13 protein-coding genes are annotated in these 17,715 nt (G+C 68.1%); 7 read left to right on the top strand and 6 right to left on the bottom strand.

Annotation, left to right across the window (positions count from 1 at the left end; all coding sequences use genetic code 11):
• Nucleotides 1–55: 55 nt before the first annotated feature.
• Both MHN84_RS07070 and MHN84_RS07075 read right to left on the bottom strand, forming a co-directional pair.
• A complete protein-coding gene (locus MHN84_RS07070; RefSeq protein WP_374238333.1) occupies nt 56–1,540 on the bottom strand; it encodes a phytoene desaturase family protein in 1,485 nt (494 codons plus the stop codon).
• A 76-nt stretch (nt 1,541–1,616) separates the two neighbouring features.
• A complete protein-coding gene (locus tag MHN84_RS07075) occupies nt 1,617–2,126 on the bottom strand; it encodes a MarR family winged helix-turn-helix transcriptional regulator (protein ID WP_241203931.1) in 510 nt (169 codons plus the stop codon).
• A 173-nt stretch (nt 2,127–2,299) separates the two neighbouring features.
• Here MHN84_RS07075 and MHN84_RS07080 point away from each other — a divergent pair, with 173 nt between their 5' ends.
• From MHN84_RS07080 to MHN84_RS07090, 3 genes are read left to right on the top strand one after another with little or no spacing between them, the layout of a single operon-like run.
• The gene (locus tag MHN84_RS07080) at nt 2,300–4,093 is read left to right on the top strand and encodes a thiamine pyrophosphate-requiring protein (protein ID WP_241203932.1); all 1,794 of its coding nucleotides are present in this window, start codon (nt 2,300–2,302) and stop codon (nt 4,091–4,093) included.
• An 18-nt stretch (nt 4,094–4,111) separates the two neighbouring features.
• Nucleotides 4,112–5,221, top strand: a complete 1,110-nt coding sequence (locus MHN84_RS07085) for an enolase C-terminal domain-like protein (RefSeq protein ID WP_241203933.1) — start codon at nt 4,112–4,114, stop codon at nt 5,219–5,221.
• Nucleotides 5,222–5,236: 15 nt separating this feature from the next.
• Nucleotides 5,237–8,152: an FAD-binding and (Fe-S)-binding domain-containing protein gene (locus MHN84_RS07090; protein WP_241203934.1), complete on the top strand. Its 2,916-nt coding sequence runs from the start codon at nt 5,237–5,239 to the stop codon at nt 8,150–8,152.
• An 11-nt stretch (nt 8,153–8,163) separates the two neighbouring features.
• On the opposite strand, the gene MHN84_RS07095 is transcribed toward MHN84_RS07090, so the two are convergent.
• On the bottom strand, nt 8,164–8,961 hold the full coding sequence (locus MHN84_RS07095) for a SigB/SigF/SigG family RNA polymerase sigma factor (protein WP_241203935.1): 798 nt from the start codon (nt 8,959–8,961) through the stop codon (nt 8,164–8,166).
• 195 nt (nt 8,962–9,156) lie between these two features.
• Here MHN84_RS07095 and MHN84_RS07100 point away from each other — a divergent pair, with 195 nt between their 5' ends.
• Genes MHN84_RS07100 through MHN84_RS07115 form a run of 4 tightly spaced genes read left to right on the top strand, consistent with a single transcriptional unit; the run spans nt 9,157 to nt 12,929 of the window.
• Complete coding sequence (locus tag MHN84_RS07100) at nt 9,157–10,176, top strand: SDR family oxidoreductase (RefSeq protein ID WP_241204198.1); 1,020 nt, start codon at nt 9,157–9,159, stop codon at nt 10,174–10,176.
• Nucleotides 10,177–10,186: 10 nt separating this feature from the next.
• Entirely contained in the window at nt 10,187–10,669 is a 483-nt protein-coding gene (locus MHN84_RS07105; protein WP_241203936.1) for a hypothetical protein, read from the top strand.
• On the top strand, nt 10,669–12,438 hold the full coding sequence (locus tag MHN84_RS07110) for a glycoside hydrolase family 15 protein (RefSeq protein ID WP_241203937.1): 1,770 nt from the start codon (nt 10,669–10,671) through the stop codon (nt 12,436–12,438). Before MHN84_RS07105 ends, MHN84_RS07110 begins: the two co-directional genes overlap by 1 nt.
• On the top strand, nt 12,435–12,929 hold the full coding sequence (locus MHN84_RS07115) for a hypothetical protein (protein WP_241203938.1): 495 nt from the start codon (nt 12,435–12,437) through the stop codon (nt 12,927–12,929). Before MHN84_RS07110 ends, MHN84_RS07115 begins: the two co-directional genes overlap by 4 nt.
• Here the strand turns inward: MHN84_RS07115 and MHN84_RS07120 are convergent.
• From MHN84_RS07120 to MHN84_RS07130, 3 genes are all read right to left on the bottom strand, one after another.
• A complete protein-coding gene (locus MHN84_RS07120; RefSeq protein ID WP_241203939.1) occupies nt 12,883–14,625 on the bottom strand; it encodes a chloride channel protein in 1,743 nt (580 codons plus the stop codon). The genes MHN84_RS07115 and MHN84_RS07120 overlap by 47 nt on opposite strands.
• A gap of 96 nt (nt 14,626–14,721) precedes the next feature.
• Nucleotides 14,722–16,101, bottom strand: coding sequence for an aspartate aminotransferase family protein (locus MHN84_RS07125; protein WP_241203940.1), 1,380 nt, complete (start codon nt 16,099–16,101; stop codon nt 14,722–14,724).
• Between the two features lie 97 nt (nt 16,102–16,198).
• Nucleotides 16,199–17,689, bottom strand: coding sequence for a CoA-acylating methylmalonate-semialdehyde dehydrogenase (locus tag MHN84_RS07130; RefSeq protein ID WP_241203941.1), 1,491 nt, complete (start codon nt 17,687–17,689; stop codon nt 16,199–16,201).
• Nucleotides 17,690–17,715 lie beyond the last annotated feature (26 nt).

Below are 17,715 nucleotides of genomic sequence, written 5' to 3' on the forward strand. Positions count from 1 at the left end.
TCGCCGGGGGTGGATAAACATGCGGTGGTGAAATGTGTGTACTAGCGCAACGACGTCATGCCTGCGGACCGATGTCCGGCATGCGCCGAATGCCGAATTGCTGGGAAAGCACTCTGCGGGCGGCATGCATGCCGCACATGCCGTGGACGCCGGGGCCTGGTGGGGTCGCCGCCGAACACAGATAGACGTTGCCCAGAGGTGTCCGGTAGGGATCCCACCGGGCCACCGGACGAGCGGCCATTCGGTACATCGACACCTTGCCCGCCGCGATGTCACCACCCCGGTAGTTGGCGTTGTGGTGGGCCATGTCGGCTGCGGGGATGCAGCGAGAGCCGATCACCACGTCGCGGAAGCCCGGTGCGAAACGTTCGATCTGGGCGGTGGCCGTGGCGGTCATGTCGCGCGGAGAGCCGTTGGGCACATGCAGGTACGTCCACAGAGGATGCTCCCCATCCGGTCCCAGTCGGGTGGGGTCCACCACCGTCGGCTGGCTCAGCAGCATCATCGGCGTGGGGCTGTGGCGGCCCGAGGAGGTGTCCGCTTCGGCGCGCTTCATCTGCGCTCTGGTGCCACCGAGATGCACCGTTCCGGCGCCGCGCAGACGGACGTCTGACCACGGAATCGGCTCGCGCAGAGCGAAATCCACCTTCGCCACGCCGTTGCCGGGGGTGAACCGCGCCAGCGCCCGCCGATAGTGTCCGGGCAGCCGGTCTCCGAACACGGTGTTCAGGGTCCAGGGCGCGACGTCGAGCACGTACGCGCGGGAATCGGGCAATGACGACGTATCGGTGATCGGTCGATCACAGGTGACGCTGACTCCCCGGCTGTGCAGATCGGCGATCAGCGCGTCGGTGATCGCCTGACTGCCCCCGGTGGGCAGGGGCCATCCGGGGGCGTGGGCGAGTGCCCCGAGGAGCAGGGCCGTCGCGGCACCGGCCAGCGAGGGAATCGGGGTGTTCGCGTGCGCGCCAACGCCACTGAGCATCGCCCCGCACCTCTCGGCATCGGTGAGCAGCTGCCATGCCCTGGTGCCGAGCTCGACGGCCCGGCCGGCCAGCGCGCCGGCCCCCACGACTCCGTCGCGGGACAGCACCGACGCCGGCGGGTGGCGCAGGTCGGACAATCCGATGTCGCGCACCACGCTGACCGTCTCCACCAGCGGGCGCATGACGGCGGCGTACTGACGACCGTCGGAGGTGTTGTGGTCGGAGAGCTCACGCACGGTGCGGTCGAGGTCGCGGTAGGCGACGCCCGCGGGCCCGTCGTCGAGGGGATGGGCGAACGACACCTCGGGATAGTTCAGTTCGACGCGGCGGGTGAGGCCGAACTGCTGGAAGAACGGCGACGCGGCCGCCATGGGATGCACCGCCGAGCACAGATCGTGGAGGAGGGGGACACCGAGATCGAGCGTCTCGGTGCGTGCCCCGCCCCCTGCGACCGGTTGCGCCTCCACGACCGACACCGACAGCCCGGCAGCAGCGAGGATGACGGCGGCCGCGAGCCCGTTGGGGCCGGTGCCGACGACGGTCACGTCATTCACCCGAGTCATCCCTGCCCCTGTCGTGGTTGCCTGTGGAGGCTGATTCCACGGTGGGCAACGGATAAACGCGGAACCGTCAGGCGGACTCCGGGGGCCACAGAAGGCTGATGGCCGTGCCCTCCGCCGGTTCGCCGGCCGCCGATGCGAACATTGCCAGCGCGGCCGCCACCGACTGCCGCTCGTTGGCTTTCATGGATCGAAGAACCCGCTCGATCGCGCCACGGCGATGTTCGGTGACCTTTTCCACCAACCGTCGACCCGCCGGTTTCAAGGTGAGGGTGATGTTGCGCCGGTCCACTTCGGATTCCCGCCGGTCGAGCAAGCGCGCCTTGATCAGTCGGTCACATGTCCGGCTGGCGTTGGACGGATTGACCCCCAGTTCGGCTGCCACCGATGCCAGGTTCATCGGACCTCGTGTGTGCAGCAGCACCAGGACACGGAACTGCGGCACCGTCACGACGTCGTCGACCTCGGACAACGATTCGGCCGCGATCCCGACCAGGGCGCGTGACGCCCGCAGAACACCGTCCACTTGGGTGGACAACACAGTCTTGCGTGGTGCGCGGGCGGGTGGAACGGTCGTCATTGCGGCATTCTCGCTCACCGGCGGCTCCACTGCAATCAGCCGCGCCGTGGCGGGCGCGACGTGCCCGGATTATTGATTGTGTAGACGCAACGATTGCGGGTAGTACCGCAGTCGGCCGCGGGGCGTTCGGCCCGCTGACGTCCACACGCACATTCGATATCCGGGAGAAGCACATGTCACACCAGACCGTCGCCGACTACGTCCTGGAACGCCTTCGGGCCTGGGACGTCGAGCGCGTCTTCGGCTATCCGGGGGACGGCATCAACGGCATTCTCGGCGCGTTCGGTCGGGCCGACAATCAACCGCAGTTCATTCAGGCCCGGCACGAGGAGATGGCGGCGTTCGAAGCCGTCGGCTACGCCAAGTTCACCGACCGGGTCGGTGTCTGCATGGCGACGTCGGGACCGGGAGCCATTCACCTTCTCAACGGTCTCTACGACGCGAAACTCGATCACGTTCCCGTGGTGGCGATCGTCGGCCAGACGAACCGCAGCGCGATGGGTGGGTCGTATCAGCAAGAAGTCGATCTGATCAGTCTGTTCAAGGACGTCGCCAGTGAGTACGTGCAGATGGTGATGGTGCCCGAGCAGCTGCCGAACGTGTTGGACCGGGCGATCCGTATCGCGCTCAGTGAGCGTGCTCCCACCGCGGTCATCATCCCGTCCGATGTCCAAGAGCTCGAGTACTCACCACCGACGCACGCGTTCAAGATGGTGCCGTCCAGCGTCGGTGTCGAGTGGCCCACGCCGGCGCCGGACGACGCCGCCATCGCGCGCGCCGCCGAGGTGCTCAACGCCGGCGACAAGGTCGCGATCCTCGTGGGCACGGGGGCGCGCGGCGCACAGGACGAGATCGCCGAAGCCGCTGCATTGCTGGGCGCAGGCGTCGCCAAGGCCCTGCTGGGAAAGGATGTTCTCTCCGACGAATTGCCCTGGGTCACCGGGTCGATCGGCCTTCTCGGCACCCGGCCGAGTTATGAGATGATGCGCGACTGCGACACGCTGCTCACCATCGGGTCGAGCTTCCCGTACACGCAGTTCCTGCCCGAACTCGACCAGGCACGCGCGGTGCAGATCGACATCGACCCGAAGATGATCGGGATGCGTTACCCCTACGAGGTCAACATCGTCTCCGACGCCAAGGCGGCGTTGAGGGCGCTGATCCCCAAGCTCGAGCGCAAACCCGACCGGTCGTGGCGCGAGACGATCGAGTCGAACGTCACTCGCTGGTGGGAGACGATGCACAAAGAGGCGATGGTGAAAGCCCATCCTGTGAACCCCCTGCGATTGTTCTCCGAGCTCTCGCCGCAACTGCCCGACAACGCCATCGTCGCGGCGGATTCCGGCTCCGCGGCCAACTGGTATGCGCGGCTGCTGCGCTTCCGTCGGGATATTCGCGGCTCCCTGTCCGGCACGCTGGCCACGATGGGCCCGGCGGTCCCGTACGGCATCGGCGCCAAGTTCGGTCATCCGGACCGTCCCGTGATCGTTTTCGAAGGCGATGGCGCGATGCAGATGAACGGGATGGCCGAACTGATCACCATTGCGCGCTACTGGCAGGAATGGTCCGATCCGCGCCTGATCGTCGCGATCTTGCACAACAACGACCTCAACCAGGTGACGTGGGAGATGCGCGCGATGGGCGGCTCGCCGAAATTCGCCGAATCGCAGACGCTTCCCGACGTCGACTACGCCGCCTTCGCTCGGAGCCTGGGGTTCAACGGGGTGGCGATCAAGGACCCGGACGAGCTCAACGGCGCGTGGAGTCGAGCGTTGTCGGCCGACCGTCCGACAGTCCTCGACGTGTTCACCGATCCGAACATGCCGCCGATCCCACCCCATGCGGAATGGGAGCAGGCCAAGTCGGCGGCCGCCGCGGTGCTCAAGGGCGATGAGGACAGCTGGGGTTTCATCATCACGGGAGCCAAGACCAAAGCGCAGGAGTTCATGCCCCACCGCAACGGGTGAGTGGACACTCCGCGCGCAATGAACACATCAGGTGTGGACGTCGAAACGATCGACGCAGCAGCATATTCCGTTCCCACCGATGCCCCGGAGGCAGACGGGACGCTGAGTTGGGACTCGACCACGATCATCGTCGTCTCGGTCCGGGCGGGGTCTCGTACGGGACTGGGATGGACCTACGGCGCCGCAGTGGTGGCGGACATGGTGCGTGGCACCTTGGCCGACGTCGTACGCGGTTCCGATGCCCTGGACGTGACGGGCACGTTCTGCGAGATGGTGCGCGCGGTGCGCAACATCGGGCGCTCGGGAGTGGCCGGGCAGGCGATCTCGGCCGTGGACACCGCGCTGTGGGACCTCAAGGCACGGCTGTTGGGGGTACCGCTCTATCGCCTGCTCGGTGCGGTGCGCGACACCGTCGCGGTCTACGGCAGTGGGGGATTCACCACCTACGACGACCGCCGATTGCGCGACCAGCTGGCGTTCTGGACCGAGCAGCTGCGCATCCCGCGGGTGAAGATCAAGATCGGCGAATCGTGGGGCCGTCGTGAAAACCGGGATCTCGACCGCATGACACACGCCCGTGCTGTCATCGGGGACGATGTCGAGCTGTTCGTCGACGCCAACGGGGCCTACGGACGAAAGCAGGCGGTGCGGATCTGGCAGGCCGCAGCCGACCTCGGTGTCACGTGGTACGAGGAGCCGGTGTCGTCGGACGATGTGGAGGGACTGCGGGCCGTGCGGGATGCGGTCGGCGCCGATGTCGCGGCCGGTGAATACGGTTACGACCTCTACGACGTCCGCAGGCTGTGCGCCGCCGGTGCGGTCGACTGTGTGCAGGTCGACGCATCCAGATGTGGCGGCGTGACCGAGTTCCTGCGGGCGGCGGCCGTGGCCGCCGCCCACAACCTCGACGTGTCCGGGCACTGCGCGCCCAACCTGCATCTGCAGGTCGCGGCCGCGACGCCGAATTTCCGCCACCTGGAATGGTTTCACGACCACACACGCATCGAGCACATGTTCTTCGACGGGGCCGGTCAGCCGGACGGCGGAGAGGTCCGAATGGACCCTGCCGTGCTCGGTAACGGACTCGAGTTCAAAAGCGCCGACGCCGAGCCCTACCGGGTTCGCTGAGCACCAGGAGACACCATGACGAGCACCACGCCCCGCCATGAGCGGACCGTCCTGCCCTACGAGGCCCTCGCGAGCGATCTCGAGAGCCGCGTCGACGGAGAGGTCCGTTTCGACCCCGGTTCTCGCGCCGCCTATTCCACCGATTCGTCCAACTACCGCCAGATTCCGATCGGAGTCGTGGTGCCGCGATCGGTGGACGCCGCCGCGGACGCGGTGATGGTGTGCCGTGACCACGACGTGCCGGTGCTGTCCCGGGGAGGCGGCACCAGCTTGGCGGGCCAGTGTTGCAACGCCGCGGTCGTGATCGATTGGAGCAAGTACTGCACCGCGGTGCACTCGGTCGATGCGGACGCCCGAACCGCGATCGTGGAGCCCGGGATCAAGCTCGACCGACTCAATTCGGTTCTGCGCGAGCACGGGCTGATGGTCGGGCCCAAGCCGTCCACCCACTACAACTGCACGATCGGCGGGATGATCGGCAACAACTCCTGTGGCTCGACGGCCCAGGCGTACGGGAAGACGGTGGACTCGGTGCGCAGGCTCGAGATACTGACCTACGACGGCCTGCGAATGTGGGTGGGGGACACCGGCGACGACGAGTTCGAGCGCATCGTCGCCGACGGTGGCCGCCGCGCCGAGATCTACCGCGGGCTCAGAGAGATCGTCGACCGCCATGCCGAGGAGATCCGGGCCCGCTATCCCGACATCCCGCGTCGTGTCTCGGGTTTCAACCTGGACTCGCTGCTGCCCGAGCACGGCTTCCAGCTCGCCAAGGCACTCGTCGGCAGCGAGAGCACGTTGGTGACCGTCCTGCGCGCCGAGATCGATCTGGTGCCGGTGCCCGCGGCGAGCACGCTGACCATCGTGGGCTTCTCCGACGTCGCCGCCGCAGCGGACGCGGTGCCGTCGATCCTGCCTCACCGGCCTGCCGCTCTCGAGGGCATCGACCATCGACTGGTGAATCTCGAGCACAGCCAGCACTTGGCGCAGCGTACGCTCGACGAGCTGCCGGAGGGCCGGGCCTGGCTAATGGTGCAGATCGACGGGACCAGTCAAGACGATGCCGATCACAAGTCGAAGACCATGGTCGACGACCTGCGCGGAGCGGTCGACGTCACCGCCGCGGTGATCGACGATCCGGCCCGCAAGGAGGAGATCTGGGCGGCCCGGGAAGCGGGTCTGGGCGCCACCGCCTTTCCGCCGCAAGGGCCGCCCACCCACGCCGGCTGGGAGGACGCGGCGGTCCCGCCCGACCGCCTCGGCGATTACCTCCGCGACTTCCGCGCGCTGCTGGCCCGGTACGACTACGGCGACGCAGCGCTCTACGGCCACTTCGGGCAGGGCTGCGTACACACCCGCATCCCGTTCGATCTCCGTACCGCAGACGGCATCGCCCACTATCGGCGCTTCGTCTCAGACGCAGCACATCTCGTGGTCGATTACGGCGGCTCGCTGTCCGGGGAGCACGGAGACGGCCAGGCCCGAGGGCAGTTGCTGCCGATCATGTTCGGCGAGCGCATCATCGAGGCCTTCGAACAGATGAAAGACCTGTTCGACCCGCGTGACCGGATGAATCCCGGCAAGGTGGTGCGGCCCGCGAAGATCACCGACAACCTGCGGCTCGGAACCGGCTACCTGCCGATCGAGCCGAAGACCTCCTTCGCGTTCCCCGAGGACGGTCACCGCTTCAGCCAGGCTGCCAATCGCTGTGTCGGCGTGGGCAAATGCCGTGGTGAGGCCGACGGTGTGATGTGCCCGAGCTATCGCGCCACGGGGGAGGAGGAGCACTCGACCCGAGGCCGGGCCCGGCTGCTCTTCGAGATGTTGCAGGGCGACGTTATCACCGACGGGTGGCGGTCGACCGACGTGCGCGATGCGCTCGATCTGTGCCTGGCCTGCAAGGGATGTCTGTCCGACTGCCCGGTCAACGTCGACATGGCGAGCTATAAGGCCGAGTTCCTGCACCACCATTACCGGCACAGGCTGCGGCCGATGGCGCACTACTCGATGGGGTGGATACCGGCGGCGGCCCGAGTCGCTTCGGCGATGCCGGGTGTGGTCAACGCAGTGACCCAGGCCCGCGGGCTCAGCACGGCGCTGAAGGCGGTCGGAGGCATCGATCAACAGCGGGCCGTGCCGAGGTTCGCCGCTGCGCGCTTCACCCGGTGGTTCGCCGGTCACACCGCGGCTGACCGTCCGGCCCCGCGCGGGCCGGTGCTGTTGTGGCCCGACACCTTCACCAACTACTTCGACCCAGACATCGCCCGCGACGCCGTCGCTGTGCTGGAAGCAGCAGGCTTCGAGGTCCAGATCCCGCAGCGTACGGTGTGCTGCGGCCTCACATGGATCTCGACCGGCCAGCTCGGTGTGGCGAAGACCGTGCTGCGGCGGACGCTGCGCATCCTGGCCCCGGCTCTGCGCGCCGGCACTCCCGTGGTCGTGCTCGAACCCAGTTGCGCCGCGGTCTTCCGCGCGGATGTGGTGAATCTGCTCGCCGGGGACGAGGACGCGCACCGATTGGCCGCACAGACCTACACGATCGGCGAGGTGCTGAGCCGCCGGGCGCCTGACTGGAAGATCCCGCACCGGTCCGGGCAGGCGATGGTGCAACCGCACTGCCACCAACACGCTGTGCTGCATTACACCGAGGAGAAGAGGCTCCTCGAAGACGCCGGTGTCGACGTCGATGTCCTCGACGCCGGATGCTGCGGTCTGGCGGGCAACTTCGGATTCGAGCGTGGTCATCACGACGTCTCGGTGGCGTGTGCCGAGGACAAGTTGCTGCCTGCGATCCGCTCGGCCGACGCCGGCACCGTCGTCGTCGCGGACGGGTTCAGCTGTCGGACGCAGGTCGACGAACTGCTGGCGGGTCCGCGACCTCTGCACACTGTGCAGGTGATCGCAGCGGCGCTGCGTGAGGCGGCGTCATGACCGCCGTTTCGTCAGGCCAGTTGCTCTCGAAGCTTCGTGAGGGTGGATTGCAGCAGGCGCGAGACGTGCATCTGCGAGATCCCCAGTTCCCCCGCGATATCGCTCTGAGTCCGCCCTTCGAAGAATCGCAGCATCAGGATGGTCTTCTCCCGCGGGGGCAAAGCGCCGAGAAGGGGCCGTAGTGCCTCGCGGTCGGTGACGGCCTCGAACCGGGGATCCTCCTCTCCCATCGATTCCCCGAGGGGAGGCGCGTCGTCGTAGAAGGCCGCCGGTTTGTCCAACGAGTGCAAACTGCGGGCCTCGTAGGCGATCAACGCATCCCGCACCTCCTCGTCCCCGACCCCCAGGTAGGAGCCGATCTCTTTGGCGGTCGGGGCGCGCCCCAACGTGTGCGTCAGCTCGGACATCGCCGACGCCGCTTCGCTGTGGAGATCCTTGATCCGCCGGGGTACCGACATCATCCAGGTGCGGTCGCGGAAGTAGCGCCGCACTTCGCCGATGATCGTGGGTACCGCGAAGGCCACGAACGGTGAACCGCGCGAGGGATCGAACCGGTTGACGGCGTTGACCAATCCGACACGCGCCACCTGGACCAGATCCTCCATCTCCTGCCCGCGGTTTCGGTACCGGGCGGCGACGTGGTCGGCCAGCGGCAGGCATCGTCGGACGATGTGCTCGCGCAGGCTCACGAACTCCGGGGAATCCGGTGAGGCGGCGCGCAAGTCCTCCACCAGAGCCACGACGTCTGCATAATCGTCGTCTTCGGTCGCTTTCGGTGTGTTCACCTGCTGTTCGCAGGTCCCGGTCATCAGAGATCCCTCCGCTGCGGCCTGTCGATGTGGCGTCGACAATAGATGCTAATGCGCAAGTATCACATCGGCGCAACAATTGCTGTGAATGTGTCATCCCACGTTTTCGATGCTGAAGGTGGTGGCATCCCTGGATCGCGGACTCGACAACGAGGAGGATCGATGAGAAAAGAAGTGCTCAGAGCCGTCGGGCGGATGACCGGTGCGACGACAGGCCGGGATCCCGTGAGAACCGTCGTCGTGACGGGGGCCAGCGCCGGTATCGGTCGTGCCGCGGCACGCGAGTTCGGCCGCCGCGGTTGGCGGGTGGCCCTGATCGCGCGGGGACACGCCGGGTTGGAGGCGGCGGCCGCCGAAGTGGCACGCTGCGGAGGCACGCCACTGGTCGTGCCCGCAGATGTGACCGACTTCGATGCGCTCGATGCAGCGGCCGACGAGATCGAGCGGACCCTAGGGCCCATCGACGTGTGGGTCAACGCCGCATTCGCCACGATCTTCGCGCGTTTCCACGAGATCGAACCCCAGGAATTCCGCCGTGCCACCGACGTCAGTTACCTGGGTTTCGTGCACGGCACGATGGTGGCACTGCGCCGCATGCGCCCGCGTGATCGCGGTGCGATCATCCAGGTCGGCTCGGCACTGGGGGAACGGTCGGTGCCCCTGCAGTCGGCGTACTGCGGAGCCAAACACGCCATCAACGGGTTCACCGAGTCCCTGCGCACGGAGCTGCTGCACGACAACAGCGGAGTGCACGTGACCGTCGTGCAGATGCCAGGGGTCAACACCCCTCAGTTCTCCTGGGTCCGTTCGCGGCTCCCGCGCCACCCGCAGCCCGTCGCGCCGGTCTACCAGCCCGAGGTGTGCGCTCGAGCGATCTCTTTCGCCGCGGATCATCCCGCCCAGAAGCAGTACTGGGTGGGCGGCAGCACCGTGGCCACCCTGATCGGTCAGCGCCTGTGCGCACCAGTGCTCGATCGATACCTGGCCAAGACCGGAATCGAATCCCAGCAGACAACCGAGCGGGTGGACCGCGAGGACGGGAACCTGTTCCACCCGGTCGACGACGAGAAGGACTTCGGAGCGCACGGTGTGTTCGACGACCGCTCGCTGCCGCACAGTCCCGCCTGGTGGCTGCGCAGTCACCCCGTCGCAACCGCGGCTGCCGGTCTCGCCGCGGTGTCCGTCGCCGTCGCGGCGGGCACGCAGGGACACTGAGGGGCTTGCGATGGCACTGAAAGATGCATTGCGGCGAGTCTCACTCGACCCGGAACACTTCCGCTCGGGCCGGCCGTTCCCGATCGCGCAGGGTGCGGTCCTCGTGGCACTGGGCGTGGCGGCGCTGACGTTCGCCGCAGCGGGTGCGACCTCACCACGCGGGGCTGACCTGCTGGGCCTCCTGATCACCACGAGCCAGGGGGTGGTCCTGGTGGTCTGGGGCGCCGCGGCCCTGGTGTGCGCGATCCACCGTTCGGCGGCAGTCTGGTTCAGCGCCGCGGCGGCGGTGGCGGCGCTGGGCCTGACGATGGTGTCGGCGGTGGCGGCCGTCCACGGCCACCCGAGCCCGATGGGCTTCGATCTGCGCGACACATTGCTCTACGGCGTCCTGAGCGCCTACAACTTCGCGCTTCTGCTGTGGTTCAACGCCGACCACATCGAAGGACCTGCCTGGGTGCCGCGCCGGGCCTCCAGCGACCGTGGGAGCAAGTGATGGCCGACCGGCCGAGTCCGCATGTGCTGCGCGAGTATGCACTGCTCGCGGACGGGCATCGCGGCGCGCTGGTGGGGCCCCGCGGTGACATCTCGTGGCTGTGCGCGCCGCACTGGCACGACGACGCCGTGTTCAGCGAACTCATCGGCGGCCGTGGGGTGTTCACGATCGCGCCGACGTCCCGGTTCGTCTGGGGCGGTCATTACGAACGTGCCGGGTTGATCTGGCGCTCCCGGTGGGTGACCGACGACGGCATCACCGAGTGTCGGGAGGCGCTCGCCTATCCCGGTGACCCCCATCGCCTGATCCTGATGCGCCGGATCATGGCCGTGCGCGGCCCCACTGATGTTGCGGTACAACTCTTCCCGGCAGCGAGCTTCGGTGTCGAGACCATGCGTGAGGTGCAGGCGACGACCGGCGGCAGGTGGTGCGCCGAGACGGGAGATCTGCGGATCCGGGTGACCGGTCTGCCGCACGCGCGGTTTCGCGACGGGGAGGGTCTGTGCGCGGACGTCTCGCTCGCCGAAGGCGCTCACCACGACATCGTGGTGGAGATCTCCGATGTGGCGCTCCCTGCGCCGCCCGACGTCGACCACCTGTGGCGCAGCACCGAAGAAGCCTGGCACACAGCGGTTCCCGCATTGAACGGAGGAATCGCCGTCGAGGACACCCGGCAGTCTTACGCCGTGCTGCGCGGAATGACGGCGCCCGGCGGGGGGCTGGCCGCGGCCGCCACCCTCGGTCTTCCCGAGCGGGCCCGCGCGGGACGCGACTACGACTACCGCTACGTGTGGATCCGTGATCTCTGCTATGCGGGGATGGCGGTCGCCGTGGCCGAACCGCTGCCGCTTCTCGACGAGGCGGTCGCGTTCGTCAGCGCCCGGTTGCTCGACGACGGGCCGGATCTGCGCCCGGCCTACACGGTGGACGGCGGGAACCTGCCGGCAGAGCAGGCACTGAATCTGCCCGGCTATCCGGGCGGCGCCGACATCGTCGGCAACCACGCGGGTAAGCAATTCCAGCTCGACGCCTTCGGCGAGGCGCTGCAGTTGCTCGCCGCCGCGGCCCGCTTCGACCACCTCGACACCGCCGGATATCAGGCCATGTCCACCGCCGCGCGGGCGATCGCGCAGCGATGGCGCGATCCGGACGCCGGCATCTGGGAGCTCGACCAGCGGCGTTGGGCGCAATCCCGGTTGGCGTGCGTAGGCGGACTGCGCGCAGCGGCTGCCTGCGCGCCGCGTACCGACGGCGCCGAATGGAACGTGCTGGCCGACGCGATCCTGGCCGACGCCGCCGACTGCGGACATCCCAGTGGCCGCTGGCAGCGTGCCCCCGACGACTCACGCGTCGACGCGGCGCTGCTCCTGCCGGCGCTGCGTGGAGCGATTCCCGCTGATCACCCGCGCACGCGCGCCACGGTCGCCGCGGTCGCCGACGACCTTGCCCGCGACTTCTTCGTCTACCGGTTCCATCACGACGGGCGGCCGCTGCACGACGCGGAGGGCGCGTTCGCTCTCTGCGGTTTCCTGATGGCACAGGCGGCGCATCAGCAGGGTGACGTCGTCTCGGCGGTGCGGTACTTCGAGCGCAATCGCGCGGCCTGTGGTCCGCCGGGGTTGTTGTCCGAGGAGTACGACGTCATCCAGCGACAGATGCGCGGAAACCTGCCGCAAGCCTTCGTCCACGCGCTGTTGATCGAATCCTCTCTGGCGCTGGCAGATTCACGGGCCGGGAACTCCTCGCTCTCCGGAGGTCGACGACAGTGAGCGCCGTCCGGGCCATCGAACTCGTGCGTGCGGGGTGGGGTGCCGCTCTATTGGCCGCACCCGAGGCGATTCTGAAAACCGTTGCCCGAGACGATGATCCTGACCGCTGGGCGATCAACGTGACCCGTGTCCTCGGTGCCCGTCATCTGGCCCAGTCGATACTGTCGGGCCGGCGCCCCACGGGCGATGTGCTCGCGATGGGGGTGTGGGTCGATGGCGTGCACGCCGCGACGGCGCTGGTGCTGGCGATCGTCGACCGGCGCCGCGCGCGGTTGGGCGTGACCGATGCGGCCGTCGCAGCGGCGTGGGGCGGCGCGGGGTGGCGCGACCTGGGAGGTCGAGTCTCGGTGCACGACGACCGGTTACGCGACCGGCTGGCGCAGACGGTGCTGCGGCATGTTCCTGCCGGCCCGGCGTTGTTGCAGCGCATCGACCGGGGCGCCGTCAGCCCGGGCTCCTCGGTGACGACGTCGTCGGATGCAGGGCCGTGAGCAGAGCTTCGTAGGTGATCCAGCCGATGACCGCGGTGTGCTCGGCGTTGAGCACAGGCACTCCGGTGGCGCCCCGGCCGGACAGCGCCGCGATGATCCGCGTGGAGTCGGCCTCGACGTCGAGATCCGGCGGTCTGTTGATCAGATCGCGGATCGTCGACGGGGGTGCCTCGTCGTTGAGCGCTTCCGCGACGTCCTCGGCGGTGACGCATCCGCGGTACGTGCCCTCGGCGTCGACGGTGGGCACCATGCCGACCGGCGTCTGCGCCAGCGCGGTGGCTGCCTCGACCAGCGAAGCGTGTTCGGCCAGAGCCGGTGGCGCAGGCCGCACGACGTCGCGGGCGACGATGGTGGGGGCGTCTTTGAGCGGCGCGTCCAGGTCGACGCCGCGCCGCCACAGTTTCGCCGTGTAGATCGTCTCCCGCGACAGCAGATGACCGGTGCCGGCGGCCATCGCCACGGCCGCCATCAGAGGCAGGATGATCGAATACTGACCCGTCAACTCGAACAGGATGATCACCGCGGTCATCGGCGCGCGGGTGGCGCCGGCGAGCGCCGCCCCCATGCCGATCAGCCCGTACGCCCCGGCGGATTCGGTGATCGTCGGCAGCAGAGTGTGGGCGACCTCCCCCACGGCAGAGCCCGCCATGGCGCCGATGAACAGCGTCGGTGCGAACACACCACCCGATCCGCCGATCCCGATCGTCAGGCTGGTGGCCACCATCTTGCCCACGAGCAGGATCAGCAGCATGGGGATGACGTAGTCACCCCGCACGGCGTGCTCGAGAACCGGGTACCCCACGCCGTACATCTGCGGAAGCGCGATCAGCAATCCTCCCAGCAGCAGGCCGCCCACTGCAGGGCGCGCCCATTCCGGGCCGCGCCACAACCAGTCGCAGACGTCCTCGACCAGATACAGCACTTTGCTGAACAACACCCCGACAGCGCCGACGAGCACGCCCAGCGACGCGTAGAGGAGGTACTCGACGGGACTGTGGACCGCGAAACTCGGCAATGACAGGAAAGATTCGTCGCCCATGATCGCGCGCCCGATGATGTCGGCGACCACGCTGGACAACAACACTGCTCCGAAGGACTCCGCAGCCAGGTTGCGGAGGATCAACTCCATCGCGAAGAACGGGCCTGCCAGCGGCGCGTTGAACGTGGCAGAGATGCCTGCTGCCGCCCCGCAGGCGACCAGCAGGCGCACCCTGCTGGTCGGGAGTCGCAGCAGCTGGGCCACCGTCGACCCGGCCGCCGACCCGATCTGCACGATCGGGCCCTCCCGGCCCACCGATCCGCCGCCGCCGATACACAACGCCGATGCGAATGCCTTGACCAGAGTCACCCGCGGTGCGATCCGGCCGTTGCGGTGGGCGACCGCGTACATGACCTCCGGAACACCGTGCCCCCGGGCTTCCGGTGCGAATCGGTGAACGATCGGTCCGTACAGGGCGCCGGCGATCACCGGCACCACCAGAAGGAACCAGATACCCAAAAACGGCCAGTGCGGGCTGGCGATCCGCCCCATCGCGGAATAGTCGTCGAATCCGGTGAAGAGCTTGGTGAAGCCGGTGATGAGCTCGCGAAACCCGACCGCGCCCAGGCCCGTCAGCGCCCCGACGACCACGGCCAGAGGCACGATGGCGGCCGAACTCTGCCCGAGCCATTGCACCCACGACCGGCGAGTGGGCATGGGGATCCACCGCGACGACCCTGGCTGCTGCATGGGTACCACTATTGCACTCCGCAATCGTTGCGCAGCGCACGCATCCGCTTCCTGCGGCGGCTCTCAGCCCGCGTACTCGTCGGCGACGTCCAATGCGGCGTCGAGAATGCGCAGACCCTCGGTCACCTCGTCGTCGGTCACGTTGCACGGGGGTACCGCATGAATGCGGTTGAAGTTCGCGAACGGGAGCAGGCCCCCGGACTTGCACGCCCCGAGTACTGCGGCCATCGCCGGGCTGGAGCCACCGTACGGAGCCAGCGGTTCACGGGTCTTCTGGTCGGCGACCAGCTCGATCGCCCAGAACACCCCGAGACCGCGTACCTCGCCGACACTGCGATGCCGCGCAGCCAATTCGCGAAGTCCCGGGCCGAGCACGTCGGTGCCGATGCGCGCCGCATTGCCGACCATGCCCTCGTCCTCCATCGCAGTGATGGTCGCCACGGCGCAGGCGGTCGCGAGCGGATGGCCCGAGTACGTCAGTCCGCCCGGGTATGCGCGGTCGGCGAACGTCGAGTAGATGGCCTCGTTGATCGCCACGCCGCCGAGCGGTACGTAGCCGGAGGTGACACCTTTGGCGAACGTGATCAGGTCGGGCACGACGTCGAAGTTGTCGATTGCGAACCAGCGACCGGTGCGGCCGAAACCGGCCATCACCTCGTCGGCGATGAACACGATGCCGTGGCGGTCGCAGATGTCGCGGACGCCGGCCATGTACCCGGGCGGCGGCACCATGATGCCGGCGGTGCCGGGGATCGACTCGAGGATGATCGCCGCGATCGTCGAAGGACCTTCCATCTGCACCAGACGGTCCAGGTGCTCGAGCGCACGCTCGGTCTCCTGGGCCTCGGTCTCGGCGTGGAAGGCCGAGCGGTACAGGAACGGTCCGGTGAAGTGGACGATGCCGGCGTTGCCATGGTCGTTGGGCCAGCGGCGCGGGTCGCCGGTCAGGTTGATCGCGGTCTCGGTGCCGCCGTGGTAGGAGCGGTAGCGGGAGAGCACCTTGTAGCGACCGGTGTGCAGGCGGGCCATGCGTACCGCGTGCTCGACGGCGTCGGCGCCGCCGTTGGTGAAGAAGATCCGGTTCAGGTCACCGGGGGTGCGCTCGGCGACCAGCCGGGCGGCCTCGGAGCGCGCATCATTGACGTGCTGGGGTGCGATCGTGCACAGCGTCGCAGCTTGCTCGGCAATGGCGGCAACGACTTTGGGGTGCTGGTGGCCGATGTTGGTGTTGACCAGCTGTGAGGAGAAATCCAGCAGCCGGTTGCCCTCACCGTCCCACAGGTACGAGCCCTGCGCCGCGAGCACGGTCATCGGCGTGATCTGGGCCTGGGCCGACCAGGAATGGAAGACGTGGGCGCGGTCCAGATCGTAGGCGCGTTGTCCGCGGGCGATCGCGGTGTCGAGGTCTTCGCCGGTGGGCAGGGCGCTCACTGTTGACGTCATGGTGCTGTCTGCGCTCTCTGGGTAGGGCACGAGCGCGCGCTACTGCACAGCTGACGCCGGTGTGTCGTGTGCAGACGCGCGCGCTCGCGGGACGGGGCTAGTTGGTGGGGAAGCCGAGGTTGATGCCGCCGTGGCTGGGGTCCAGCCAGCGGGTGGTGATGGCCTTCTGGCGGGTGAAGAACTGCACGCCGTCCATGCCGTGGGCGTGGCTGTCGCCGAACAGGGAGGCCTTCCAGCCGCCGAAGCTGTAGTACGCCATCGGAACCGGGATGGGCACGTTGATGCCGACCATGCCGACCTCCACCTCGTTCTGGAAGCGCCGGGCTGCGCCGCCGTCATTGGTGAAGATCGCGGTGCCGTTGCCGTAGGGGTTGCTGTTGATCAGGTCGAGGGCCTCGTCGTAGGTCTCGACGCGCACGACCGACAGCACGGGGCCGAAGATCTCGTCGGTGTAGACGCTCATGTCCGGGGTGACGTTGTCGAGCAGGGTGGGGCCCAACCAGAACCCGTCCTCCCCACCGTCAGCGGTCACGGTGCGGCCGTCGAGGACGACCTTGGCGCCGGCGCTTTCGCCCGCGTCGACGTAGGAGGCGACCTTGTCGCGGTGCGCCTTGGTGACCAGCGGACCCATGTCGGAATCGCGTGTGCCGTCACCGGTCTTGATGGTGGCGGCGCGCTCGGCGATCTTGGCCACCAGATCGTCGGCGATCGGGCCGACCGCCACGCACGCGGAGATGGCCATGCAGCGCTCGCCCGCGGAGCCGAAGCCGGCGTTGACCATCGCGTCGGCGGCCAGGTCGAGATCGGCGTCGGGCAGGATCACCGCGTGGTTCTTCGCGCCGCCGAGAGCCTGCACGCGCTTGCCGGCGGCGGTGCCGGTGGCATAGACGTACTGCGCGATCGGGGTCGACCCGACGAACGAGACGCTCTTGATCTTCGGGTTGGTGAGCAGCTCGTCGACGGCGGTCTTGTCGCCCTGCAGGACGTTGAACACACCGGCGGGCAGACCGGCCTCGGTCCACAGCTTCGCCAGCCACAGCGACGCCGAGGGATCCTTTTCGGACGGCTTCAGCACGACGGTGTTGCCGCAGGCGATGGCGACGGGGAAGAACCACATCGGGACCATCGCGGGGAAGTTGAACGGGGAGATGATGCCGACCGGGCCGAGGGGCTGACGGATCGAGTGCACGTCGATGTTGGTCGACGCGTTCTCGGTGAACCCGCCCTTGAGCAAATGGGGGATGCCGCAAGCGAACTCGACGACTTCCTGGCCGCGGGCCACCTCGCCCAGCGCATCGGAGACGACCTTGCCGTGCTCGCTGGTGATGATCTCGGCCAGTTCGCCCTTGCGCTCGTTGAGCAGCTCACGGAACCGGAACAGCACCTGGGTGCGTTTGGCCAGGCTCGTGTCGCGCCAGGCGGGAAACGCCGCGGCTGCGGCGTCGATCACGACCCGGGCGTCGTCCTCGGACGCCAACGCCACCTGACCCGTCACCTGGCCGGTCGCCGGATTCGTCACCGGTGCTGACGCACCCGATGCACCCTCGAACACCTCGCCGTTGACCCAATGCGAAATCTGCGCAGCCATACCGAGAGTCTTTCGCGCGCCAGGCC

Origin of the sequence: Mycobacterium sp. PSTR-4-N (assembly GCF_022348085.1) — a bacterium.
GTDB lineage: Bacteria > Actinomycetota > Actinomycetes > Mycobacteriales > Mycobacteriaceae > Mycobacterium.